Source organism: Clostridium sp., from assembly GCF_018372875.1.
Taxonomy (GTDB): domain Bacteria; phylum Bacillota; class Clostridia; order Clostridiales; family Clostridiaceae; genus Clostridium.
This window is the reverse complement of the sequence record NZ_JAHAIF010000025.1, coordinates 42,175-68,694: the sequence shown is the minus strand read 5'-3', so window position 1 is coordinate 68,694 and position 26,520 is coordinate 42,175. Positions and strand designations below refer to the sequence as shown.

Sequence of the window (26,520 nt, the reverse complement as noted above, 5' to 3'; positions counted from 1 at the left end):
CAATCTATTATCTATATTTCTTCTTGTCATCATAAAATATCACCTGTGATATTTTATCAAAAAAACGAAAGGGTGTCGACTTTGTCGACACCCTGAGAGGATGATTTAATCATCCTCTTATATTTTTAATATATTATTGTCTTGGATTTTTAACTTGTGCTTGAGCTGCAGCTAATCTAGCTAATGGTACTCTAAATGGTGAACATGAAACATAGTTTAATCCAACATTATGGCAGAATTCTACTGATGATGGATCTCCACCATGTTCTCCACAGATTCCAAGCTTAATATCAGGTCTTGTTGCTCTACCCTTTTCAGCAGCTATCTTAACTAATTGACCTACACCTGTTTGGTCTAACTTAGCAAATGGATCTTGTTCATAAATCTTCTTATCATAGTAAGAACCTAAGAACTTAGCAGCATCATCTCTTGAGAATCCAAATGTCATTTGAGTTAAGTCATTTGTACCAAATGAGAAGAAATCTGCTTCCTTAGCTATTTCATCAGCTGTTAAAGCTGCTCTTGGAATTTCTATCATTGTACCAACATGGTATTCTATCTTAGTTCCTCTTTCCTCCATAACAGCTTCTGCAGTCTTAACAACTACATCCTTAACATATTTTAATTCCTTAATTTCTCCAACTAATGGAATCATTATTTCTGGAACTATATCATAACCTTTCTTTGCCTTAACATCTAAAGCTGCTTCAATTACAGCTCTTGTTTGCATTTCAGCAATTTCAGGATAAGATACTGCTAATCTACATCCTCTATGTCCCATCATTGGGTTGAATTCGTGTAAATCTTCAACAGTAGCCTTTAACTCTTCAAAAGTTAATCCCATTTCCTTTGCTAATTCAGCAATTTCTTCATCACTGTGAGGAACAAATTCATGTAGTGGTGGATCTAAGAATCTAATTGTTGCTGGCATTCCTTCTAATGCTTCATAAATTTCAGTGAAATCTTGTCTTTGCATTGGAAGAATCTTATCTAATGCCTTTCTTCTTTGTTCTTCGTCCTTTGCAACTATCATTTCTCTAACAGCCATAATTCTATCTTCAGCGAAGAACATATGCTCTGTTCTACATAAACCAATACCTTCTGCTCCAAATTCAACAGCTTGTAAAGTATCTCTTGGAGTATCTGCATTAGTTCTAACCTTTAGCTTTCTAATTTCATCTGCCCATCCCATAAATGTAGCAAAATGCCCAGTTATTTCAGGTGAAACAGTCTTAACAGCTTCAGCATAGATATTACCAGTAGAACCATCTATTGAAATATAATCATCTACTCCGTAAGTCTTATCTCCTATTGTAACAGTCTTAGCTTTTTCATCAACTTTAATTTCTCCACATCCTGCTACACAGCAAGTTCCCATACCTCTAGCAACAACTGCAGCATGGGAAGTCATACCACCTCTTACAGTTAATATACCTTCTGCAGCAATCATACCTTCAATATCTTCTGGGGAAGTTTCAAGTCTAACTAAAACAACCTTTTCTCCCTTTTCAGCTCTTTCCTTAGATTCATCTGCAGTAAATGCTATTTTACCACAAGCTGCTCCTGGAGAAGCTGGAAGACCTTTAGCAACTACCTCTGCCTTCTTTAATTCTTCAACATCAAATGCTGGGTGAAGTAATGTATCTAATTGTTTTGGTTCAACCTTTAATATAGCTTCTTCCTTAGTTAAAGTACCATCTTCAACTAAATCAACAGCTATTTTTAAAGCAGCTTGAGCTGTTCTCTTACCATTTCTAGTTTGTAAGAAATATAATTTTCCTTCTTCAATAGTTATTTCCATATCTTGCATATCTTTATAGTGAGCTTCTAGTGTAGCAATTATATCTGTTAATTGCTTATAAATCACTGAATCTTGCTCTTCTAATTGAGATATTGGTTGAGGTGTTCTAATTCCTGCAACAACGTCTTCACCTTGTGCATTCATTAAGTACTCACCATATATTTTATTTTCACCAGTAGCAGGGTTTCTTGAGAATATAACACCTGTTCCTGAAGTTTCTCCCTTATTACCAAATACCATTTGTTGAACATTAACTGCTGTTCCCCAATCACCAGGTATATCATTTAATCTTCTATACACTATAGCTCTTGGATTGTCCCATGACCTAAATACAGCAGTAATTGATTCAATTAATTGAACCTTTGGATCTTGTGGGAATTCTTCTCCCTTTTCTTTCTTATATAACTCTTTAAATTGACCAACTAACTCTTTTAAATCATCTGCATTTAAATCTGTATCTAATTTTACCCCTCTTGCTTCCTTCATATCTTCTAACTTATCTTCAAATAGTCTCTTTTCAATACCCATAACAACATCAGAGAACATTTGAATAAATCTTCTGTATGAATCATAAGCAAATCTTGGATTGTTAGTTTTATTAGCTACAACCTCTACAGCTGAATCATTTAATCCTAAGTTTAATATTGTATCCATCATACCTGGCATAGATACTCTTGCACCAGATCTAACTGATACTAATAGTGGATCCTCTTCACTACCGAATTCTTTTCCGGCTACCTTTTCTAATTCCTTAATACTTGCATAAATTTGTTCCATTACCTCTGATGAAATAACCTTTCCATCTTCATAATATTTGTTACAAGCTTCAGTTGTAACAGTAAATCCTGTTGGAACTGGAATTCCTAGTGTAGTCATTTCTGCTAAATTAGCTCCCTTACCCCCTAGTAAGTTCTTCATTGATGCATTTCCTTCACTAAAAAGGTAAACGTACTTTTTCTCCATCTCAATACTCCTCCGTTCAATACAATTTATCTATATACTAACGGAACCTTAAATGGCCCGATAGTTTCTTATTTATTTATTCGCTCTTACCCATCTGAACGAATAATCTGGTAATATTAGTTTTTGATATTTTACCTATAATTTTGTATTGTTCTTTACCCTGCTCTACTCTAACCTTTTCAACTATTGGTATGCTGTCTATTTCATGTTCTATTATTTTTTTTGCCATATCATATGCACTATCTTCTGATGTTCCACAAATGATATTAGGCATTCTTGTCATAATTACCCCAACAGGTACCTTATGTATATCAGTACCTCCAATTGCAATCTTTAAAAAGTCTTTTCTCGACACTGCACCTACAAGGTATCCATTATTTTCTACAAATACTGTGCCTATATCATTTAAGAATAGGTATACGATTGCATCATACACCATCATAGCCTCATTAACTGTAGACGGCTTTGACATAATCTGACCTGCTTTTATATTACTTATGTAATCTAATAACAGACTACTCTTAGGCTTATCTGAATAAATATATCCAACCTTTGGTCTAGCGTCTAATATTCCTATCATAGTTAAAATTGCAAGATCTGCTCTTAACGCCGCTCTTGTAACTCCCAACTTTTCAGCTAAAGCTTCACTTGTAATAGGCTGTCCTTCTTTTACAAGCTTGATTATTTCCTCTTGCCTATCTGACAACTTCATTACAATCCCTCTTTCTGATTCAAAGGAATATATAGAGTCTTTTATGTCGACTTTTTATTTACAGTATAATTATACCACGTAATTATAGTTTGACTATACTTAATTTTCAGAAAAATCACATAAATTATTCTAATATTCCTTATTTATCACTTATTTTTTTTAAATACATATTATTTTCTATATTTTTCTAATTATTTTTCTTCCTTTTCCTCGTCAAAATTAACTGTATAACTATAAACAGTTTCATCATCTTTATATACATTTTCCTTATAAGAAGCATTATTGGAAGCCTCTTCTTTAACTTCTTTTATTTTAGTTTTGATTTGATCTGCAAATACTGAGGCCTTACCCTTAACTTCATTTGCAGCCTTTGCTACATATTTATTTACAACCTCTACAGAACCATCAACTTTAGTAATTTCTATAGTTAACTTAGTTGCTACTGCTGCAATTACTCCAAAAGCAAGAATTGGAGGAATTATTACTGCTATAACTGTAGCTGCTATACCTGCATTTACAGGAACATCAACTAATATAGTTTCATCTTTTTTTACTTTAATTCTTGAAACATTTCCCTTTTTTACAGTTTCCTTTAACCATACCTTAAAATCTTCTATTGTCTCACTATTATTTTCTTGATAGGCATTATCTTCTGGATTTTTCATATTTGAATTTTCATTTTGACCTTCTATATAAATTATAGCTTCTAATACATCTCCGCCACAAATTTCTAAAGCTTCTTTTGCTTCTTTATAAGTACTTCCAGTTCTCTCTTTTACTTGATCAACCTTTTCTAATGAAATTTCCATATTATTCTCACTCCTTAATATAATTTAGCATCTCTAAACTTTTAGGTTTCTTAGCATAACTAGAAGAAATAATAAAAGTGGTCACCTTTTCCATTTCCTTTTTTATCTCATCTGTAAGATTCAATCTATAAACTTTATCTGATGAAACATTTGATAAATATTTAAGAGCATTATATGCCCCTTTAGATATGTACACCCCATGTGTTTTATTACACTCTTCACAAACCCCTCCAAAATAGGAAAGACTTATATAATTAGATACTGCTAACTTTTTCTTACATATGCTACAACTTTCTAGATTTAATCCATATCCAGTTGCCTTTAAAAGTTTTAATTCAAAAGCTCTTATTAGAAGTTCATAATCTAAAGCATCTGTATTTAATAAATACAAAGTAGTTATAAACTCTTTAAATAGATATTTATTTACTTCTCCTTCTAATACAGCAATATCTATTAGTTCACATACATATGATGAATATGTCAATTTATCTAGATTATTCATTAAACCTTGAAAAGAATTAATTATTTTCCCCTCTTGTAGATTATACAGTGTTTTCCCCTTAAATACCATATATTCACAGTAACATAAAGGTAGAGTCACAGAAAAAAGTTTGTTCTTACTTTTTTTTGCACCTCTAGCCACCGTTGTAATCTTCCCATAGTTATCAGTGTATAACCAAACTAGTTTATCATTTTCTTTATAATCTAGGGCCTTTATTACTACCCCATTACACTTAAAAAGTGACAGAATAACCATCCCCTAATAATCTATTTTACTTTTTTATATCCTAATTCCTTTAATAAGTTTTGATTGTCTCTCCACTCTTTTCTTACTTTAACCCATATTTTTATATTTACCTTAGTATGTAAGAATCTTTCTAACTCATATCTAGCCGTTTCTCCAATTCTCTTCAAGGACTGACCATTTTTTCCTATTATTATTCCTTTGTGAGAATCCTTTTCACATATTAAATCCACTTCTATATGATAAGTACCATTTTCACTTTGTTTCATTTGAATAACATCTACAGCTATACCATGAGGAACTTCATCTCTTAAGCATCTTAAAGCTTTTTCTCTTACAATTTCAGATACTACAAATCTTTCTTGAACATCTGTTATCATATCTTCAGGATAATACATAGGTCCTTCTGGTAACTCATTAACCATAAGATTTAATAATGTATCAACATTTTTCCCTTTAATTGCTGATATAGGTACTATCTCTTTAAAATTAAATTCCTTTGATAAATCCATAAGTGATTTAGCTACTCTATCTTGAGTAGATTCATCCACCTTATTTAACACAAGGAAAACAGGTGCTTTACTATTTTTTAGAGACTCTAGTATAAACTTATCACCTCTCCCTACTTCATCATCAGGATTAGTTAAAAAAAGTACTAAATCTACATCCTTCATTGAATCTTTTGCCGAATTTACCATATATTCACCTAACTTATGCTTAGGCTTATGTATTCCTGGTGTATCAACGAATACAATTTGATACTCCTTAGTTGTTAATATAGTTTGAATATTATTTCTTGTTGTTTGTGGCTTATTAGAAACTATTGATAACTTTTCCCCCATTAAGTAGTTCATTAAAGTTGATTTTCCAACATTGGGTCTCCCTACAATAGTTACAAATCCTGATTTAAACATTCTTCCTCCTATTTCTCCAAGTCCTTCTTAGTAAAAGTACCTGGCATAACTTCATCTAAAGTTGTTTCTAAAACTTCATTTTCATTTTTTATTATATAAATTTTCATATCTCCACTTTCTGCAAACTCAGATATTACTTGCCTACAGATTCCACAAGGATATGTAAATGCTTTAACATCTCCTATTAATGCTAATTCTTTTAACTTTCTATTTCCATTTGCAACCCCACTAAATATAGCTGTTCTTTCAGCACAGTTAGTTGCTCCAAAAGATGCATTTTCAACATTGCATCCTACGTATATATTTCCATCTTCAAATAAGGCTGCTGCCCCAACCTTAAAATTAGAATATGGACAGTATGCATTCTCTCTTGCTTCTATAGCTTTTAATATTAACTCTTTATTCACTTTATTTCCTCCAAGATACACAATAATTTTATATTTTTATATACTCATATTATGTGTATTTTTCATTATATCATTATAATTATAATTTGAATATGGTAAAAATCAATAAGGTTATAAGCATACCAAATATAGCTCCCACAATAACTTCAGATAATGTATGAACCTCAGAATCAACCCTACTTTGTGCTGTAATAAAGGCCATTAAATAACTTAACATTATACAGGTTGGCTCTTCAGTAATTAAAGCTATTGCTGTAGCTATAGAAAATGATAACGCACTATGTCCACTAGGCATACCACCTTTAAGAGGAGTTCCTTCTCCAAATATAGCTTTTACTATTATAGTGGCAAAGCTGACTATAACTAAGACAATAAATATTGTATATGGCTCATTGTTTTTAACCTTATGTATTACCTCATAAGATATATTAGATAGTTTATCCCAAAAGATAACATACCCCACCACTATAGCATTTATAGCAGTTACCAACACAGCCCCTGCTGCTGCATTTTTAGCTATCTTAGCTAATGGATGATAATAATTAGTAGTCATATCAATAGCTGCTTCTATAGCGGTATTTATTAATTCTGCAGCAATTACTATAGCTACGGTTATTGCAATTATCAAAAATTCCATCTTAGATATATCAAAACAAAAACAAGCTATTAAAACCCCTATAGCAGCTACAAGATGTATTTTCATATTTCTTTGAGTTCTTACTGTATCAATAATACCATTTATAGCATGATTGAAGCTATCTACCACTTTTTTTAACTTCACTTTTTATCATCACCCACTTATAATTTTATCTTTTAATATCTAATTGCCCTAAGATATCTTCTTCTCTTTTTCTCATAACTTTTTTCTCATCCTCTTCCATATGATCATACCCTAATAAATGTAGTACTGAATGAACTACTAAGTATGAAGCTTCTCTTTTAAAGGAATGATTATATTCATTGCTCTGTTCTAAAGCCTTTTCTAAAGATAATACTATATCTCCTAAAACTAGTTCTTCTCCATCCATATACGTTTCATCAAATTCATAATTCTTATACACATCTTTAAAAACCCTATCTTTTGGGTAGTCTAGCATAGGAAAAGATAGCACATCTGTTTCTTTATCTATATTTCTAGTTTCATTGTTTATTTCCCTAATTTCATCATTGTCTACAAACAATAATGAAATTTCAAATGGTATATTCACTTCTTCTTCCTTTAAAGTAAATTCTATTGTATGCTCTAATTCCTTTACTAATTCTTCTGTCACTTCTATTTTTTCTTGTCTGTTATCTGTATATATCATTTAGTTTCTCCTCTTTTCATATTTTTTAAAGGGGTGAGTTAAAAACTCATCCCCTTTATTTTAAGCTTTTGCTCTTTTCTGTTGGATATTCTATCCTTTGATGATATATTCCATTTAAAGTCTTTAAGAAACACTTTCTAATTATTTCTAAATCCTTTAATGTTAAATCACAATCATTAAGCTGACCAGAATGAAGTTTATCTTTAATAATATTATTGACCATTTCTTCTATTTTACCCTTAGTAGGCTCATTTATAGACCTTACTGCAGCTTCAACAGAGTCTGCTAACATTATTATTCCAGATTCCTTAGTACTTGGTATAGGGCCTGGATATCTAAAATCTTCTTCTCTAACCTCATCAGGATTTTCAGCATTATTTTTTACAGTATAATAGAAATATTTAACCAAAGTTGTACCATGATGCTGCGCTATTATATCTTGTATTACTTCTGGTATATTGTATTCCTTTGCTAATTCTAGTCCTTCCTTAACATGAGATATTATTATTAAAGTGCTTAAATTAGCAGTTATCTTGTCATGAGGATTTTCTTTACTAATTTGATTTTCCTTAAAGAAATATGGTCTAGTGGTTTTACCAACATCATGATAATAAGCTCCTATTCTTGCTATTACTGGATTAGCTTTAACCTCTTCTGCTGCAAGCTCTGCTAAATTAGCAACTAGCATGCTATGATGGTATGTCCCAGGGGCTTCCATTAGCAATTTCTTTAAAAGAGGACTATTAGGATTACTTAACTCTAACAACTTTAATGTAGTTACTATATTAAATGTAGATTCTAAAAACGGTAATAAACCTGTAGCTAGAACCCCTGCAAACACAGTTCCTATTATAGAAAAAGCACTATTTAAAAATATATCTTTTAAATTGCTTGATAAAATAACACCTGTTGCAAATGTTATAACTCCAGATAAAACTGCAATGTATAATGTTGAATAAAGTATATCGTTTCTTTGTTGCATCTTCCTTAGTATAGTAGCACCCACTAATGCATTTACTATTGCAATTATTATCACTTGAGAGTTAAATCCTGTTAATGCAGCAACTATGATAACATTCATGGAGTTAACAAACAGTGATATCTTGTAATTAATAAGCATAGTCATAAGTAATGGTGCTAACGCTAATGGTATCATAAAAGGAGATGCAAAACTTACACATCTAACTAATATTAAAGAAAATACATTTATTAAATTAATTAAAACCAACTTCTTAAAATCTAAATAAACACTTCTGTAGTTCTTGTAAATGTAGAAGAATTGAATCCCCATAACAGAACTTAAAAGTATTGCTAGAACAATATATAGAAGTATTACTCCTTCCCCAGCAGAATCTCCTATTAACCCTAATTCAGTCAAAATTTCTATTTGTCTTGAAGTAACAGGTTCACCTTTTTGTACTATTATCTGGTTCTTCTTTATTACTACCTTCTCTGTATTTTTTTGAACTTCTTTAATCTTTTCTTCTGTTTTTTCTTTATCATAATAAAAGTTTGGTTTTATTTGTTCTATTATAATTTTATTTAACACATTACTTATATTGGAATTTAAATTAAGATTCTTTACCTTTTCAGCGGCCAAACTTCTAGCCTCAGATAAGCTTTCACTATCCTCATCTTCAATATTTTTTACATATACAGAATCTACTATTTCTAAAGCTTCTAATTTTAATTTAACCAATGTGTCTTTTGGTATTGATAATAAGAACTTACAAGCACTTTCATCTAAGGTAATCCCCTCAACTTTTCTTACTTCTACTATCTTTTCCTTCTCATCTAATTCTGTAGCACTTAAACTTATTAACTTTTCAAACAATGCATTTATATTATTCTCTGCAGCAATTTTCACTTCTGCTTTTAATGTATATTGTTTATCTACTTTAGATAAAGCTTCTTTTAACTTTTCTTCTGAAGCTTGTTCATCTACAGTTTCTCTTTGGGCTACTATATCTTCTCTTGCTATATCGCCTTCCTGTAACTCATACTTAGTTGGAGCAATAGCTGTTATCAATAAAAAATAAGTTACCACAAAACTTATGGTAAATAATAAAATTCTCTTAGGTTTATAATTCCCCTTTTTCGTTTCCCTTCTTTTTAAACTCATGTTCATCACCTTCTTACTCGTACATCACTTATATTATGATACACTGGCTATATCCTGTTCAACTACAAAGGTCACCTTAACACGCAACTTACCTTCACCTATGTCTTCTGTATACACGTCTTTATCAACAATCTTATAATCATTACTCAAAGTTCTTGAAAATGATTCTGTTAATTGTTCAGTTGCAGTTTTAATTGCTTCTTCCTTATCTAAATTTACCTCTTTCTCTGCTCTCTCAAAATAAGTTGTAGTTTTAATAAAACCTTTTTCATCTTCTATTTTATCATAATACTTAAAGTTATTTATAGCTTTTTTCAAGTAAATTTTCCTACCAAAGAAAGATAAGTAAATATCTCTATCTCTTTCACCTGTCTTATCAAGCTTAGAACCACTAACCTGTACTTCCATTTCTTTCTCATAAAACGTATTAGCTATAACTATTCCCTTTGCAGGAACATCATATTCCTCTCCTTCTTTTCCTTGTATTCCTTTTATTAAAACATCTCCCTCATTAACAAAATCGCCTGGGCTTACATTGCTAGTACCAGAGGATACAAAAACCCTTTTTATTTCTCCACCAACTTTAGCCACACAATCTCCAGATGTATCACTAACTTGTTTTGGAGGATTAACTTTCTCTTCAATAACTATTTTCAATGTAGCCCCTTCCACTCTTGCTCTTATCCACAATATATCACTATTTATATCTTCAGCCTTACTTTCTATATCATAAACATCAATCTTACTTTTCTTTATGCCTGGAACAATACCAATTTTCTTTAATTCTTTTCTAACTTGATAAGGCGATAAATTATTTCCTGTTTGTATATCTATAGCCCATATATAAGTTGACAGGTAAAACATCCCTATTACAAATATTAACAAACCTAAAACTAATGATATTTGTCTCTTTAGTCTTGATATTAGAAACACCCAACCATTTTTACTTATTATCTTTATTTTGCCGCCACATCTTTTAACAGCACCCACTACTTCATTATAGTCATTATATTCAACTTCTAACCTAATTGTAGTTATATCAATCTTAACAATGTTCTTAGATTTTATTCCGCTGTTCCATAGAAGGTTAAGTATTCTTTCAGGTGATTTTGCACTTATTTCAACTATTACACTTCCAACTTTTAATTTATCTAGTATCATTTTTGTTTATCCTCATATATAATTGCTTTAAATTTTCCGGTTATACTTATAGTCGATCCTCCTATGTACAAAATTTCAAAATCACTTCCCTCTATATTTATATTGCCAACTTTAGAATTTACTTTAATTAGATTTTTCTCAAAATTAGATATCCCTTTATGATTTTCTATAATTATTTCTTTGTTCCCTGTAATAATTATCTTAGGAATATCCATTACTATTTCTGCTGGCAAATCAAATTTATCTACTAACATTTCTCTACCTTTATTTATTTTTTCCTCCACCTCTAATCCCCCATTTTTTATATTTCTATCATTGTAATTTATGATTAAAACATAAAAAAAAGAACAATTAGAATATGTAAATCCATATAGGCAGAATAAAAAATAGAGTTTAAAGCTAATATTAGCCTTAAACTCTATTTTAATGACTCATACAAAACAATAAAAAGAACTCGAAGAGTTCTTCTTATTATTTATTAGTTAAATATTCTTTTACTATTTGACTAACAAGCTTGCCATCTGCTCTACCTAATGTCTTAGGTCTAACAATTGACATAACTTTTCCCATGTCTTTAATGCTACTAGCGCCCGCTTCAATAGCTGATTCTTCAATAATTTGCCTTATTTCCCCTTCACTTAACTGCTGAGGAAGGTAATTTAACAAAATTTCTATCTCAGCTTTTGACTGATCAACCAAATCCTGTCTATTTCCCTTTTCAAACTCAAGCATTGCTTCTCTTCTTTGCTTGACTTCTTTAGCTAATATTTCTATAGCTAGCGCATCATCCGCTGTTATTCCATCAGTCTTTTCAACTAATAAAATCGCAGACTTTGCTGTACTTATAACGTTAGCTTTAAATTTATCTTTAGCCTTTAAAGCAGTTTTCCAATCTTCTTGAAGTCTTTCTTTTACTGTTGGCATATACACATACCTTCTTTCAAAAAGAACGTTCTATTTGAACTTTCTCTTTCTAGCAGCTTCTGATTTCTTCTTTTTCTTAACGCTTGGCTTTTCGTAGTGTTCTCTCTTTCTTACTTCTGAAAGAACTCCAGCTCTTGCACATTTTCTCTTAAATCTTCTTAACGCATTTTCAAGAGTTTCGTTTTCTCCAACTTTGATTTCTGACATTAATTATCCCTCCCTCCGCTAGCTAAAATTCTAAATTCAACTCAGCTACGGGCTTAATAACACATGCTATATTATACAATAGTAAGGTTGCTCGTGTCAATAATTCTTAAAAATTTAACTATTAGCCTGGAGGCCAATTTAAACTTCTGCCTCCAAGAACATGAAAATGCATATGATGTACAGTTTGACCTCCATCATTACCTGTATTATTTACAATTCTGTAGCCTTTTTCCGCAATACCTAGCTCACTAACTAGTTTATTAATTACTAAGAAAATATGTGCGACCACAGATGCATTTTCTTCATTTAAGGCATTAGCACTTTCTATATGCTCCTTAGGTATTACTAAGAAGTGTATAGGTGCTTCTGGACTTATATCATAAAAAGCATATACCTTTTCATCTTCATATACTTTTTTACTTGGTATTTCACCCTTTATGATTTTACAAAAAATACAATCTTCCATAAATTCACCCCTTTCTAATAGTAACTTTTTATTTTACAAGAGTAGCTACAGCATAATCTCCTAAAGCTTCTTCTATCTTGCAATTTACTATTTGACCTTTTAAGTTTTCTTCTATACCTTTAACTTCAACCTTAACATAGTTTCTAGTATATCCTTCATATACATCATCTTTCCCTTTTACTGGCTGTTCTATAAGTACATCCATAACTCTACCAACAATAGATTTAGTAAAGTCACCTTCATTTTTATTATTTAATTCTATAAGAGCTTTACTTCTTTTATCCTTAACTGTTCCATCTAATTGATTTGGCATAGTTGCCGCCTTTGTACCTTCTCTTGGGCTATATTTAAACACATGAGTTTTTGTAAGCTTTATTCTCTTTAAGAACTCATAAGTTTCATTAAATTCTTCTTCTGTTTCTCCAGGGAATCCAACTATAACATCAGTTGTAATAGAAACATCTTTAATATTTTCTCTTAAAATATTAACTATTCTTTCATACTCTTCAGCTGTGTACCTTCTATTCATTCTCTTTAACGTAGCATTACATCCACTTTGAAGAGAAAGGTGGAACTGAGGACATAATTTCTTCATATTCTTAATTTTTTCAATTACTTCTGGAGTAAAGAAAGCTGGCTCTATAGACCCTATTCTTACTCTTTCAATACCATCTAGTTTTTCTATCTCTTCTAATAAATCAACTAAAGTGATTTCACCATCTAAATCTAATCCATATGATGCAGTATGAATTCCTGATAATATTATTTCCTTAAATCCATGTTCTGATAACTTATTTATTTCATCAAGAACTTGTCTTGGTTCCTTCGAACATACCGATCCCCTAGAATAAGGTATTATACAGTATGCACAGAATCTATTACATCCATCTTGGATTTTTAGGAATGCTCTTGTCTTATCTTGGTATTCTTCTATGTTTAATTCCTCAAATTTCTTATTTCTTAGTACACTTTCAACATATATTTGTGCTGCTTGTTCATCTCTAGCTTTATTTACGTAATAAACTACATCACCTTTATTTCTAGTTCCAAGAACAACATCAACACCATCTATTGCTGAAACTTCCTTTGGTGCTATTTGTGAATAACACCCTACAACAGCTATTATAGCATCTGGATTAAGTCTTCTAGCTCTACTTATAATTTGTCTAGATTTCTTATCTCCCATATTTGTTACTGTACACGTATTTATAACATAGACATCAGCAACTTCTGTAAACTCTGTCACCTCATATCCTTCTCTTATAAACTTTTCTGCCATAGCTTCTGATTCATAATGATTAACTCTACATCCTAATGTAGAAAATGCAACCTTCATTAAACATTTCCTCCTAAATCACCTAACTCATATTGCACTAAAGCAGTTGCTGTAAATCCAGCTGTTTCCGTTCTTAGAATTCTACTTCCTAGCGTAATAATATAGGCACCTTTTTCTTTTAGTCTTTCAATTTCTTCTTCCTCAAAACCACCTTCTGGTCCAACCATTATACCGATCTTTTTAACATTATCTAATCTTCCACTATCCCTTAAATCCTTTATTACACCTTTAATTCCAAAGTTTTCGGCATTCTCATAAGGAACCAAGAATAAATCTAATTCCTCTAATTCCCCTAAAACATCATCAAATGATATTGGCTCATCTACCGTTGGAATAAGGCTTCTCTTACTTTGCTTTGCAGCTTCAAGAGCTATTCTATTAAGTCTATCAAGCTTCTTAAACTCTCCCTTAAGCTTAACATCTACTCTATCAGTAATAGTTGGTACAAACTTTGATATTCCAAGTTCAGTACCCTTTTGAACTATAAGGTCCATCTTTTGTGACTTAGGAAGACCTTGATATAAATAAATTTCTATAGGACTTTCATTATTTACATCTAACTTTTCTAGTATATCTATAATAACTTCAGTCTTTGAAATACTTTTTATTTTCCCAAGGAATTCATCACCTATGCAGTTATTTAAAACTACTTCTTCCCCCTCACTTAACCTTAAAACCTTATATATATGTTTAACATCATCACCTAATATTTTTCCTTCATTAGAATTAATATTTTCAGCAGGTGTGAAAAACTTATGCATATACTTCTCTCCTTAACTACTTAAGTTTTGCTATTATGCAGTTCCATTCCCCATCCTTGTTAACTTTAATAACTTCAAAACCGCATTCTTCTAACTTATTAGTAACCATTTCTACTCTATCATGGATAATCCCTGATGTTATAAAGTAACCATTTGGCTTAATTACTCTACTTACATCTTCAGTTAATATACAGATAATTTCTGCTATAATATTAGCTACAACTATATCAGCCTTACCATCAATAACTTCAATTAAATTTCCATGTAGAATCTCAATATTATCTATGTTATTGAACCCTACATTTTCTTTTGCTGATTCTACTGCTACTGGATCTAAATCAACCCCCACTGCAAGTTTTGCACCAAGCTTAGCTGCTGCAATGGCAAGTATTCCAGAACCACAACCAACATCAAATACAGTGCTGTCCTTTTGAACATACTTTTCTAAAGCTTGAATACACATTCTTGTAGTTTCATGTTCACCTGTTCCAAATGCCATTCCCGGATCTAATTCAACTACTAATTCTTCATCTTTTGCTTCATATTCTTCCCATATTGGTTTAACAACTATTTTCTCCCCTACCTTTGAAGGCTTATAGTACTTCTTCCAGTTGTTTGCCCAATCTTCTTCATACATTTTTTCAACTTCTACTTTACCTTCACCTACATCAATTCCTAAAGCTTTAATCTCTTCAACCTTTTCATTAATATAAGCTATTATTTCATCTATATTATCTTCTTCTGAAAAATACCCTTTAACAACTGCAAATTTACCCTTGTGTTCTAGTACATTTATATCTGCAAAGTCCCATGTTAATGGTCCTTGTTCTCTACCTAATATATCTTCTGGATCCTCTATAGCAACGCCCTTACAATCTAGTCCGTAGAATATACCAGAAATCGGCTCTAAAGCCTCACTTTTGGTAATTACTCTAACCTCTATCCAAGTTCCTTCCAAAAAAATCAATCCTTTCACTTATACTTTGACTAATATAATATTTTACACTTTACATTTCAGTTATGTCAAGGAATCCCTTATATTAACAAAGGGTTGTATCAACTTGGATACAACCCTTATATTTTATACTAAATATTTATTTACTAAGTTCATAAATTCATCTTCTTTTATGTAATCTTCAAACTTAATATTATCCTCTTCAAGTTTCATAGCTAACTCATATAAGAATTCTGGTATTCTTTCAGGTAACATATCTCCCTTAAATTCACCTAGCCTTACATTTTCCACTGTAAAATCTCCGTTTATAAACAATCCAAAAACCTCTTTTACAGCATCATCTACTCTCTTCTTCTTACCTGTAAAACCTATTTTTCCTATTTCATGCACTCCACATGAATTTGTACAACCAGAAATATATACTCTTGGCATTAAATCTGAAGAATAATCTTTATCTTTAAAGTAGTCCATTATATTAAACAATAACCCTTGGCTATTACCTATTCCTATTTGACATGTTGGAACACCTATACATGCCACGCTATGATATATTTCAGCTTCTCCCCCCATCTTCTTAGTAATATTCAATAAGGTTTCCGCCTCTTTTCCATTTAAGTTTCTAAAGTACACTCCCTCAGTCATGGCAAGTCTTGCTTCTACACCCTCAAAGTTAGCTATAGTATCTAAAATTTCTTTAAGATACTCTAATTTTAATTGTCCTCCTACTGGATGTAAATATACAGTATAAAGACCATCTTGTTTTTGCTCTATTAATCTCTTATCTTTAACTTCTGTTTTTATTCCTTCTTTTTTTATCTCAGTATGATGAAGATTTAATTCTAATCCACCTTTTTCTTTCTCAGCTTTTGTATAAAGCTTAAATTGATTAACAAACTCTTCATCACCCATTCTATCAGCTATATATCTAATTCTAGCTTTAGCTCTATTTTTATAGTCACCTTCTGCTATAAAAAGATTAGTCATTCCTTCAATATAGTAAAGAACATCCTTAGCTTCTATCAATTCATCTACTTCTATAGCTTTTCTTGGATTATTTCCAAGACCTCCACCTATATAAACTTTAAAATATTCTTTTCCATCCTTCTTTACTGCAACAAAACCTAAGTCTTGTACAGTGCAATGAGCTGTATCCTTATAAGAATTAGAAAAAGATACTTTTAACTTTCTAGGCAACTTATATGTATAAATCTTCTTTAAAAAATGATTACCAACAGCTAATGCATATGGAGTTGGATCAAATTCTTCTTCCTTATCAACACCTGCTAATGGTGAAAGAGCTACATTTCTTGGAAAGTTTCCTCCAGCTCCTCTAGTAAATAAATTCACTTCCAAGCCTTCCTTCATTAAATCACAAGCACCATCTAATGTTAATCCATGCAACTGTATCGCTTGACGTGTTGTAAAATGAATCCCACCAAGATTATGTTTTTTAGCATATTCATATATTAACTTCAATTCATCTGAATGAGTTACCCCTGAAGGTATTCTAAATCTTATCATAAACTCTTTTCCACCACGGTGTGCATACATCCCCATACCACCTGATTCATGTTTAAATTGCATAAGATTCAATTCCCCATTTAAAAATTGATGTCCAACCTTTCTAAATTCTTCAATTTCATCTAGGAGTATTTCCTTTAAACTGTTCACTTCTCCACCTCATATCATAATTTTTTCTTATGTTTCTATATAATCTATTCTATATTCATAGTTTTTCCCAGTCCAATAGGAATTATTTATACTACATATAGGAAAATTGTTATAAGAAAAAAAGACTGCGAAAAAAAATATTATTTTTTCACAGTCTTTTCCTTATTTATTAAATAAATTAAATCCTTTTTTGTGAGACTTATGCTCCCCTTCAACAGCTTCACCAGTTGCTTCCATAAAGGCAACTAAAGCCTCTTTTGCTTTATCACTTAAATTCTTAGGAATATCAACTACAACCTTAACATATTGATCCCCTCTACCTGATGAATTAACTCTAGGAACTCCTTTTCCTTTAAGTCTAAATAAAGTTCCTGATTGTGTTCCAGGAGGAACTGTGTACTTAACGTCTCCATCAACAGTTGGAACCTTTATTTCTGTTCCAAGTGCAGCTTTAGCCATAGATATGTGAGTATCTACATATATATCATTACCCTTTCTAGTAAATTGCTTAGAAGGAGCAACTCTTATCTTAATATATAAATCTCCTGGCGAACCACCATTTTGACCATGCTCACCTTGGCCTCTAAGTGGCATTACATTACCTGTATCTACACCTGCTGGTACCTTAACAGTAATCTTTCTATTCTTTCTAACATGACCTTTTCCACGACATGTATGACATGGAGTATCTATAACTTTACCTTTTCCTCCACACTTATCACATGTAGTAGTACTTACAAAACTTCCTAGCGGAGTTTGTCTTTGTACCCTTACTTGACCTGAACCTCCACAAGTTGGACATGTGTTAGCACTTGTTCCAGGTTCAGCTCCTGAACCATGACATTCTTCACAGTTTTCACTTCTTGTAATTGAAATCTCTTTTTCAGTTCCAAATACAGCTTCCTCAAATGTTAAACTTAAGGTATATTCAATGTCATTTCCTCTTACCGGACCATTTCTTCTTCTACCTGATCCACCACCACCAAAGAATGTATCAAATATATCTCCAAAGCCTCCCATCTCAGAGAAGTCAAAGCCACCAAATCCACCTGCACCGAATCCTGCTCCTGGATCAATTGTTCCAAATTGATCATATTGAGCTTTCTTTTCAGGATCAGAAAGCACTTGATAAGCTTCGTTTATTTCTTTAAACTTTTGTTCAGCTTCCGTATCCCCTTGATTTTTGTCAGGATGGTATTTTATAGCTAGCTTTCTAAAGGCTCTTTTTATTTCATCGTCACTAGCACCCTTTTGAAGACCTAGGACTTCGTAGTAGTCTCTACTTGCCATCTATTTTTTCACCCACCTAATTTTTATTAACTTTAGAAAAGGGAAGACGACTTCTGCCTTCCCTCTCCTATTATATAAGATTTATATTAATTGTGACAACTATTTATCTTCGTCTACTTTAAAATCAGCATCTACAACATTGTCATCATGTGGAGCTGCTCCTGCACCTGGGTTTCCTCCCATATTGTTTGGATCAAATCCAGCACCTGCTGCTCCATTTGCATTAGCATCTGCATAAATCTTAGAAGATACAGCATAGAATTCTTGAGTTAATTCATCCATTGCCTTCTTGATAGCTTCTAAATCTTCACCATCTTTAATCTTCTTAACTTCTTCTAATTTAGCTTCAATCTTAGCCTTGTCTTCAGCAGATACCTTATCTCCAAGTTCATTTAATGTCTTTTCAGTTTGGTAAACAACTTGATCTGCATTGTTATGAACTTCTATCTTTTCTTTTCTCTTCTTATCTTCTTCAGCGAACTTTTCAGCTTCCTTAACAGCTCTATCTACTTCATCATCACTTAAATTAGTTGAAGCAGTGATTGTAATGTTAGCTTCCTTACCAGTTCCCTTATCTACAGCTGATACTTTAACAATACCATTTGCATCTATATCAAAAGTAACTTCAATTTGAGGGATTCCTCTTGGAGCTGGAGCAATTCCTGATAGAGTAAATCTACCTAAAGTCTTGTTATCAGCTGCCATTTGTCTTTCACCTTGAACAATGTGAATTTCAACTGAAGTTTGACCATCTGCTGCTGTTGAGAACACTTGGCTCTTTCTCGCAGGGATAGTTGTATTTCTTTCTATTAATGGAGTAGCAACTCCACCTAAAGTCTCAATACCTAAAGTTAATGGAGTAACGTCTAATAATAATACGTCCTTAACTTCACCTGTTAAAACACCTGCTTGAATAGCTGCACCTATAGCAACACATTCATCTGGGTTAACTCCCTTTGAAGGATCTTTTCCTGTAAAGCTCTTAACTGCTTCTTGAACAGCTGGAATTCTTGTAGAACCACCAACTAAAATTACTTTATCAACTTGATTCATTGAAAGACCTGCATCAGATAATGCTTTCTTCATTGGCTCAATTGATCTTTGAACTAGATCATGAGTTAATTCATTGAATTTAGCTCTAGTTAAGTTCATATCTATATGCTTTGGACCAGTTGCATCAGCAGTTATGAATGGTAAGTTAATATTTGTTTGAGTTGAAGATGATAACTCAATCTTAGCCTTTTCAGCTGCTTCTTTTAATCTTTGAAGAGCCATCTTGTCATTTCTTAAATCTATACCATTTTCAGCTTTGAATGTTTCAGCAATGTAGTCCATAACCTTGTTATCAAAGTCATCTCCACCTAGCTTAGTATCACCATTTGTTGATAATACTTCGAATACACCATCACCAAGTTCAAGGATAGATACATCGAAAGTACCTCCACCTAGGTCATATACTAATATCTTTTCATTCTTATCAGTTTTATCTAAACCATATGCTAATGATGCAGCAGTAGGTTCATTTATGATTCTTAAAACTTCAAGACCTGCTATCTTACCAGCATCTTTTGTCGCTTGTCTTTCAGCATCGTTAAAGTAAGCAGGTACTGTAATAACTGCTTGAGAAACAGTTTCTCCTAAATAAGCTTCTGCATCAGCTTTGATTTTTTGAAGAATCATAGCTGAAATTTCTTGTGGTGAATAATCTTTACCATCTATATTAGTTTTATGATTAGTTCCCATTTCTCTCTTAATTGATATTATTGTTTTATCTGGGTTTGTAATCGCCTGTCTTTTAGCTACTTGCCCAACTAATCTTTCTCCATTTGCTTGGAATGAAACTACTGATGGAGTAGTTCTAGCTCCTTCTGAGTTAGCGATAACGACTGGTTCTCCACCTTCCATTACTGCTACACATGAGTTTGTAGTACCTAAGTCAATACCTATAATTTTTCCCATAATTTATTCCTCCTCAAACATAGATAAAATCTAGTTTTTATTTCTTATATATTAAAATTTTTAATTAGTTAGCTACTTTAACTACAGTATGTCTAATTACCTTGTCGCCTCTTTTGTATCCCTTCATAAATACTTCAGCAACTACATTTGTTTCTAAAGATTCATCTTCAATATGCATTACTGCTTGGTGTAAATTAGGATCAAATTCTCCTGAAGCATCTATTTCTTCTACACCTAATTTATCAAATGAACTTTGAAGACCCTTTATTGTCATTTCAATACCTTTTTTAAGATCTTCTACACTTCCATCAGCTGCTAATGCTCTTTCTAAGTTATCAACAACTGGTAATATTTCTTTTATTACATCTGCACAAGAATCTGTATAAATACCTTCTTTTTCTTTAGCAGTTCTTTTTCTATAGTTTTCATATTCAGCAGTAACTCTAAGAAGTCTATCTTTTAAAGCCTCTACTTCATTATTAAGTCTTTTAACTTCATCCTTATTTTTTCTAAGCATAGCTAATTCATCCTCTTCACTTTCTCCATTAGTGCTTTCTTCTTGAGCTACTTCTTCATTTTCTAATATTTCTTCAACAACATCTTCATTAACTACTTCTTCATTTATTTCCTCAGTAGTTTCTTTTAAATCTTCTTGAACATTCTTATTTGTTTCTTCCATTATAAACTCTACACCTCTTCTCGTTATTTTTAATCTAAACTTTGGCCTTTTAACATATCATTAAGTTCTTTCATTACTTGAGCCATTATTGAAATTACCCTTGAATAGTTAATCCTTTGTGGACCTATAAGTCCTATTGTACCAATTGGTCTATCTCCTAAAGAGTATTCTGCTGATATTACACTACAATTTTTTGCTCCTGGTATATAATTTTCATCACCAATTTTTATTGTAATATCGCCTTTTGGTTCAATAAGCTCAACTACATAATCTTTATTATAAAGAAGATTTAATATCTCCTTAGCGTTTTCTATATCATTGTATTCTTGATAGTTAAATATATTTGTTGTCCCTTCCATAAATATTTCAGATGAATTTTCTTCTTTTAAACTATCATATAAGGCTGTTACTATTGCATTAAATAAATCATCATATCCAACAAAATCCTTTTTTAAGTTATTTATTACCTCTAAGTTAATTTCATCTATTGTAAGATTTTGTAATCTTGAATTTATGACTTTATTTATGGTTTGCAACTCTTCAACTGAAGGAACTTTAGCTACTTTTATTCTATGATTTTTAATTACTCCACTATCAGTTACAATAACAGAAACTAAATTAAACTCATCTACCATTAATAATTGAACTGACTTAATATAGCTTTGTCTAACGGATGGTGTTTGTACTACACAGGTAAGATTAGTTAATTCAGAAAGTAAAGTACTTGCTTGTTTTACAATTTTGTCTACTTCTAGCATTGCACAATCAATAAGATATTTTTTAATCCTTAACTCTTCATCAATGGAAAGCTTTGACCTTTGCATTAAGTTATCAACATATAATCTATAACCTTTGCTAGATGGTACTCTTCCTGCTGATGTATGAGGTTGCTCTAAATATCCCATATCCTCTAAATCTGACATTTCATTTCTTATTGTTGCTGAACCAACACCTAAATCATACCTTTTTGCTATTGTTCTAGATCCCACTGGCTCACCAGTATTAATATAATCATTTATAATGGCTTCTAAAATTCTAATCTTTCTATCATCAATAGCCATAACCTCACCTCGTATTGTTAGCACTCACTAAGTTTGAGTGCTAATGACTATATTTAAAATATATTATTTCTTTATTCCTTTGTCAATTTTAAATACTTCTCACCTTTCTCTATTTTCTTGAAAAAACCATGATTATTTCACTTTATTTCTATTTTTCTTTAGTTTTCTAAATATTACAATATCATATCACTCATAACCATATTAGAAAGTTCTATACCTTTATCAGTCAAATATATTCTTCCTCTTTTTCTTTCTAATAATCCCTTGTTTATATTACCTTCAATAACATCTTTATAGATATCATCTACATTTGTATTAAATCTTCTTTTAAACTCTTCCTCTTCAATACCACAATTCATTCTTAATCCCATAAACATAAATTCTTCTATGTCATCATTTTTAGTATTTATAATCTCTTCATCTACTATACTTTCACCATTACCTATTCTTTTTATATACTCTCGCAAATCATCTATATTCTTTATTCTCTTTCCATCTATATACGAACTAGAAGATGCTCCCACTCCAATATATTCATCACACATCCAATACACTTCATTATGTAAACATTCCTTACCTTCTTTTGCATAATTAGAAATTTCATATTGATGATACCCATTCTCTATAAGGATATCTTTGCATTTCTTATACATCTCTCTCTCTTCTTCCTCTGAGGGAAGCTTTAACTTATCTTCGTTATATAATTTATAAAAAGGTGTTCCTTCTTCAATAATTAAACTGTAGGCTGATATGTGTTCTGGGTTTAACTTTGCCACTTCTTCTAAACTCTCTGTCCAATCCTTAACACTTTGATTTGGCAATCCAAACATCATATCTATATTTATATTATTAAAGCCTACACTTCTAGCTAATTTATAATTATCTTTAAAAGCTTCAAAAGTATGTATTCTTCCAATTCCTTTTAACAAATTATTTTTTGTAGTTTGTAACCCAAAACTTAATCTATTAATTCCTCCATCCTTCATAATATTAAACTTTTCTTCTGATACAGTGCCTGGATTACATTCTATTGTTTTTTCTGCATTTTCAACAAAATTTATATTTTTTATCACCTTCATTAATTCACGTAAATTTTCTTCATTTAAATATGAAGGCGTTCCTCCTCCAATAAATAAACTTCTTACTTTGTAGCCTTTTATTTTCTCTTTTAATTCAATTAATAAAGCCTCTATATAATCACTCATTAAATCATCTTTTCTTGCATATGATGGAAAGTCACAATAAAAGCACTTTTGCTTGCAAAAAGGTATATGAATATATAATGCTACTTCTTTCATAAATTAATTCCTCCCAAAACAAAAAGGGGCACTTTAATAGCACCCCTTGAATTTATTATAGTAACGCTTCTGCTTCCTCTTTTAACAATTTTATTTTGCTTTCAGCTTCTACAACCGAAAAATCATAAATTTCTTTGAAGTTAAAGAAATAATTTGCAAAGGCTATTTTTTTATCTCTTCTAATATCTAAACTAACAGCTATCTTATCAAGAAAATCTATTTCCTTATCTCCATATTCTCCATCAACTAATGCTAGCCCAACTAATTCAAAATAAATTATAGATTTAATTCTATTTTTAGATTTTTTTAATACATTGATAATTTCCTCATAAGATAAATTTTTAATATCTTCTTCTTTTAAATTTAATTCATCTAAGTATTCATCTATTAATCTTTTTTCTTCCTTAGCAAATGTTTCATCCACTTTAGCAAATTGAGTTACTAAGCTTAAAAAAGCATTAGATTCTTCTGTATTTAATTCACTTAAAAACATAATAATCCTCCTATTAACTTCCCATTATTATCTTAAATCTATTTTATATGATAATTACTTTATTTGCAAAAATAATTATAGTCTTATTTTTCTTTTAGGTCTATATCTATAGTATTGTGTATCAAAACATCTCTATAAACATTTATTATTTCAGTATTTATTTCTTCATCTCCTAATCTAATATACATACATGAATGATCACCATGAATTGCTAAATAACTATCAACTACTCTGCCAGTTAAAGTTACAGGTATAATCTCTCCATTTTTTCTTCTTAAAGTTCCTGTAGTATAACCTTCTCTTCTTAACTTCTTTGGTTTTATCTTAGTGTCTCTCATTAAAGCATCTAACATTATCATCCCTCCAATAAATTTTATTTCTTTAAATTATATTGAGAAGATAATATTTTAATTACAAAAGCAATCCAGCCATAATTAAATTATTTTTTTCTAACATCCCATTATATTATTTATATTATTTTTATTATTTTTATTTTAAAAGAATATATATTCTTTTAAAAAATATATTCCGGTAAAGAAAAAAACTCAAGCTTAGATCGCTTGAGTTTTCATTATTAATCAACTTTTAATACAGCCATGAATGCTTCTTGTGGAACTTCAACAGATCCAACCTGTCTCATTCTCTTCTTACCTTCTTTTTGCTTTTCAAGAAGCTTCTTCTTTCTTGAGATATCTCCACCATAACACTTAGCTAATACGTCTTTTCTCATTGCCTTTACAGTTTCTCTAGCAATAATCTTAGAACCTACAGCTGCTTGTATTGGAACCTCAAACATTTGTCTTGGAATTATTTCTTTAAGCTTTTCTGCAATTCCTCTTCCCTTATGATAAGCTCTTTCCTTTGGAACTATCATTGATAAGGCATCAACAACATCTCCATTTAATAATATATCAAGCTTAACAAGTTCTGTTTGAACATATCCCTTAAATTCATAATCAAGAGAAGCATAACCTCTTGTTCTTGATTTTAATGTATCAAAGAAATCATACACAATTTCATTTAAAGGCATGTCATAAGTTATTACGGCTCTTGTTTCCTCCATATATTGCATATCAATATATGTTCCTCTTCTTTCTTGACAAAGTTCCATAACTGCACCTACATAATCTGTTGGTGTAATAATAGAAGCCTTTACTACTGGTTCTTCCATATAATCAATTTCAGTTGGTTCAGGAAGATTTGTAGGGTTTGTAATATCTAAAACTTCTCCGTCAGTTTTTATTACCTTATAAATAACTGATGGTGCTGTTGTAATAATATCTAAATTAAATTCTCTTTCTATTCTTTCTTGGATTATTTCCATGTGTAGTAATCCAAGAAAACCACATCTAAAACCAAATCCAAGTGCTATAGAAGTTTCTGGTTCAAAATTTAATGCAGCATCATTTATTTGAAGCTTTTCTAATGCTTCCTTTAATTCATCATACTTAGCTCCATCAACAGGGTATATTCCTGAGTAAACCATTGGAACTGCTGGCTTATATCCTGGTAATGCTTCAGCTGTTGGTCTATCTGCATAAGTTATAGTGTCACCAACTCTAGCGTCTCTAACATTTTTAATAGAAGCTGTAACATATCCAACATCACCAGCTTTCAATTCTCCAATTGGGAATAGTCTTGGAGTGAATACCCCCACCTCAACTACATCATACACCTTATCTGTAGCCATTAACTTAATTTTAGTTCCAGGCTTAACAACTCCATCAAGAATTCTTACATAACAAACTACACCTTTATAGCTATCATAGTAAGAATCAAATATAAGTGCTTTTAAAGGAGCATCTTCATCCCCTTCTGGTGCTGGTAATCTTTCAACAATTTCTTCTAAAACCTTATCGATATTTAATCCAGTTTTAGCTGATATCATCGGAGCATTTTCTGCTTCAATTCCTATTACATCTTCAATTTCTTGTTTAACTTCATCAGCTCTTGATGAAGGTAAATCTATCTTATTAATTACTGGTGCTATTTCTAAATCATTATCTAATGCTAAATAGCAGTTAGCTAATGTTTGTGCTTGTATCCCTTGGGTTGCATCTACCACTAGCAAAGCACCTTCACAGGCTGCTAAACTTCTAGATACTTCGTATGTAAAGTCTACGTGACCTGGAGTATCTATAAGATTTAGGATATACTCATTCCCATCATCTCTTCTATAAACAAGTCTAGCTGCTTGTGATTTAATTGTAATTCCTCTTTCTCTTTCAAGTTCCATATTATCAAGAACTTGAGCTTCCATCTCCCTTTGTGTAAGAGTTCCTGTAGCTTCTAAAAGTCTATCTGCTAAAGTAGACTTACCATGGTCTATATGGGCTACTATTGAAAAGTTTCTTATATATTGTTTTCTATCATTATTCATATATTAAAACTGTCTTATATAGACAGTTACTTCACCCCCATTATAAGAATCAGCTAAATTATAACATAAACCACTTACTGTATGTCAATAAAAATAGAA

General features: G+C 31.3%; 26 protein-coding genes. All 26 read right to left on the bottom strand.

The window, feature by feature from the left end; all coding sequences use genetic code 11:
• Positions 1–133: 133 nt before the first annotated feature.
• On the bottom strand, positions 134–2,764 hold the full coding sequence (ppdK, locus tag KIB46_RS09785; protein WP_156563257.1) for a pyruvate, phosphate dikinase: 2,631 nt from the start codon (positions 2,762–2,764) through the stop codon (positions 134–136).
• A gap of 76 nt (positions 2,765–2,840) precedes the next feature.
• Positions 2,841–3,476, bottom strand: a complete 636-nt coding sequence (locus KIB46_RS09780; RefSeq protein WP_156563258.1) for a helix-turn-helix transcriptional regulator — start codon at positions 3,474–3,476, stop codon at positions 2,841–2,843.
• A gap of 191 nt (positions 3,477–3,667) precedes the next feature.
• Complete coding sequence (locus tag KIB46_RS09775) at positions 3,668–4,285, bottom strand: DUF4342 domain-containing protein (protein ID WP_156563259.1); 618 nt, start codon at positions 4,283–4,285, stop codon at positions 3,668–3,670.
• Between the two features lie 7 nt (positions 4,286–4,292).
• Positions 4,293–5,042, bottom strand: coding sequence for a DNA repair protein RecO (gene recO, locus KIB46_RS09770; RefSeq protein ID WP_156563260.1), 750 nt, complete (start codon positions 5,040–5,042; stop codon positions 4,293–4,295).
• An 11-nt stretch (positions 5,043–5,053) separates the two neighbouring features.
• Positions 5,054–5,944 (bottom strand): GTPase Era, encoded by an 891-nt coding sequence (gene era, locus KIB46_RS09765; protein WP_156563261.1) that lies wholly within the window; start codon positions 5,942–5,944, stop codon positions 5,054–5,056.
• A gap of 8 nt (positions 5,945–5,952) precedes the next feature.
• A complete protein-coding gene (locus tag KIB46_RS09760) occupies positions 5,953–6,351 on the bottom strand; it encodes a cytidine deaminase (RefSeq protein WP_027099587.1) in 399 nt (132 codons plus the stop codon).
• Positions 6,352–6,430: 79 nt separating this feature from the next.
• Complete coding sequence (locus tag KIB46_RS09755; RefSeq protein ID WP_156563262.1) at positions 6,431–7,132, bottom strand: diacylglycerol kinase; 702 nt, start codon at positions 7,130–7,132, stop codon at positions 6,431–6,433.
• Positions 7,133–7,157: 25 nt separating this feature from the next.
• The gene (ybeY, locus tag KIB46_RS09750) at positions 7,158–7,658 is read right to left on the bottom strand and encodes an rRNA maturation RNase YbeY (protein WP_156563263.1); all 501 of its coding nucleotides are present in this window, start codon (positions 7,656–7,658) and stop codon (positions 7,158–7,160) included.
• Positions 7,659–7,713: 55 nt separating this feature from the next.
• On the bottom strand, positions 7,714–9,780 hold the full coding sequence (locus KIB46_RS09745) for an HDIG domain-containing metalloprotein (RefSeq protein WP_156563264.1): 2,067 nt from the start codon (positions 9,778–9,780) through the stop codon (positions 7,714–7,716).
• 33 nt (positions 9,781–9,813) lie between these two features.
• The gene (gene yqfD, locus KIB46_RS09740) at positions 9,814–10,941 is read right to left on the bottom strand and encodes a sporulation protein YqfD (RefSeq protein WP_291671564.1); all 1,128 of its coding nucleotides are present in this window, start codon (positions 10,939–10,941) and stop codon (positions 9,814–9,816) included.
• A complete protein-coding gene (gene yqfC, locus KIB46_RS09735; protein WP_156563266.1) occupies positions 10,938–11,225 on the bottom strand; it encodes a sporulation protein YqfC in 288 nt (95 codons plus the stop codon). The genes yqfD and yqfC overlap by 4 nt, the downstream gene beginning before the upstream one ends.
• Before the next feature lie 187 nt (positions 11,226–11,412).
• Positions 11,413–11,865, bottom strand: a complete 453-nt coding sequence (locus tag KIB46_RS09730) for a GatB/YqeY domain-containing protein (RefSeq protein ID WP_049177228.1) — start codon at positions 11,863–11,865, stop codon at positions 11,413–11,415.
• 30 nt (positions 11,866–11,895) lie between these two features.
• A complete protein-coding gene (gene rpsU / locus KIB46_RS09725) occupies positions 11,896–12,072 on the bottom strand; it encodes a 30S ribosomal protein S21 (RefSeq protein ID WP_027099580.1) in 177 nt (58 codons plus the stop codon).
• A gap of 121 nt (positions 12,073–12,193) precedes the next feature.
• Positions 12,194–12,538 carry a histidine triad nucleotide-binding protein gene (locus KIB46_RS09720; protein ID WP_049177229.1) on the bottom strand — a complete coding sequence of 115 codons (345 nt, stop codon included), beginning with the start codon at positions 12,536–12,538 and terminating at the stop codon, positions 12,194–12,196.
• A 28-nt stretch (positions 12,539–12,566) separates the two neighbouring features.
• On the bottom strand, positions 12,567–13,874 hold the full coding sequence (gene mtaB / locus KIB46_RS09715; protein WP_156563267.1) for a tRNA (N(6)-L-threonylcarbamoyladenosine(37)-C(2))-methylthiotransferase MtaB: 1,308 nt from the start codon (positions 13,872–13,874) through the stop codon (positions 12,567–12,569).
• A complete protein-coding gene (locus tag KIB46_RS09710; RefSeq protein WP_291671561.1) occupies positions 13,874–14,635 on the bottom strand; it encodes an RsmE family RNA methyltransferase in 762 nt (253 codons plus the stop codon). The genes mtaB and KIB46_RS09710 overlap by 1 nt, the downstream gene beginning before the upstream one ends.
• Before the next feature lie 16 nt (positions 14,636–14,651).
• Complete coding sequence (gene prmA / locus KIB46_RS09705; RefSeq protein WP_156563269.1) at positions 14,652–15,593, bottom strand: 50S ribosomal protein L11 methyltransferase; 942 nt, start codon at positions 15,591–15,593, stop codon at positions 14,652–14,654.
• A 123-nt stretch (positions 15,594–15,716) separates the two neighbouring features.
• The gene (locus KIB46_RS09700) at positions 15,717–17,261 is read right to left on the bottom strand and encodes a nitrite/sulfite reductase (RefSeq protein ID WP_291671560.1); all 1,545 of its coding nucleotides are present in this window, start codon (positions 17,259–17,261) and stop codon (positions 15,717–15,719) included.
• A gap of 162 nt (positions 17,262–17,423) precedes the next feature.
• Positions 17,424–18,551, bottom strand: a complete 1,128-nt coding sequence (gene dnaJ, locus KIB46_RS09695; protein ID WP_156563271.1) for a molecular chaperone DnaJ — start codon at positions 18,549–18,551, stop codon at positions 17,424–17,426.
• Between the two features lie 99 nt (positions 18,552–18,650).
• Positions 18,651–20,510, bottom strand: a complete 1,860-nt coding sequence (gene dnaK / locus KIB46_RS09690) for a molecular chaperone DnaK (protein ID WP_156563272.1) — start codon at positions 20,508–20,510, stop codon at positions 18,651–18,653.
• Between the two features lie 64 nt (positions 20,511–20,574).
• Entirely contained in the window at positions 20,575–21,189 is a 615-nt protein-coding gene (gene grpE, locus KIB46_RS09685; protein ID WP_156563273.1) for a nucleotide exchange factor GrpE, read from the bottom strand.
• Between the two features lie 29 nt (positions 21,190–21,218).
• A complete protein-coding gene (gene hrcA, locus KIB46_RS09680) occupies positions 21,219–22,250 on the bottom strand; it encodes a heat-inducible transcriptional repressor HrcA (RefSeq protein WP_156563274.1) in 1,032 nt (343 codons plus the stop codon).
• A 173-nt stretch (positions 22,251–22,423) separates the two neighbouring features.
• Positions 22,424–23,548: a radical SAM family heme chaperone HemW gene (gene hemW, locus KIB46_RS09675; protein ID WP_291671559.1), complete on the bottom strand. Its 1,125-nt coding sequence runs from the start codon at positions 23,546–23,548 to the stop codon at positions 22,424–22,426.
• Positions 23,549–23,603: 55 nt separating this feature from the next.
• Positions 23,604–24,041: a hypothetical protein gene (locus KIB46_RS09670; protein ID WP_156563276.1), complete on the bottom strand. Its 438-nt coding sequence runs from the start codon at positions 24,039–24,041 to the stop codon at positions 23,604–23,606.
• A gap of 83 nt (positions 24,042–24,124) precedes the next feature.
• Positions 24,125–24,394 carry a hypothetical protein gene (locus KIB46_RS09665; protein WP_156563277.1) on the bottom strand — a complete coding sequence of 90 codons (270 nt, stop codon included), beginning with the start codon at positions 24,392–24,394 and terminating at the stop codon, positions 24,125–24,127.
• Positions 24,395–24,615: 221 nt separating this feature from the next.
• Positions 24,616–26,421 (bottom strand): translation elongation factor 4, encoded by a 1,806-nt coding sequence (lepA, locus tag KIB46_RS09660; protein ID WP_156563278.1) that lies wholly within the window; start codon positions 26,419–26,421, stop codon positions 24,616–24,618.
• Positions 26,422–26,520: the final 99 nt, after the last annotated feature.